A 244-nucleotide genomic window follows, 5' to 3' on the forward strand; every position below is an offset into this window, starting at 1 on the left:
GCCGTTGCCGACGGCCGAGCGACCGTCGCCGACGGCGAAAACGCGAACGTCTACGGCGACCGCTCGAGCGCGTTCGGTGTATCGTCGAACGCCAATGCGAACCGCGGCCTCGCGCCCGGCGCCGACACGAAGGTCAGCGCGCACGGCGCGGTCGCTCTCGGCCAGGGCAGCGTCGCCGACCGCACGAACTCCGTGTCGATCGGCAACACCGGCAACGAGCGCCAGCTCGTCAACCTGCGGGCCG

Annotated in this window: 1 pseudogene; it reads left to right on the forward strand. The window is 72.1% G+C overall.

Features of this window, described 5'->3' with window-relative positions:
- A pseudogene (locus KVT39_RS37195) lies at window positions 1-244 on the forward strand (adhesin); the annotation flags it as partial.

It is taken from the genome of Burkholderia sp. GbtcB21, from assembly GCF_019091065.1.
Lineage (GTDB): Bacteria > Pseudomonadota > Gammaproteobacteria > Burkholderiales > Burkholderiaceae > Burkholderia > Burkholderia pyrrocinia_C.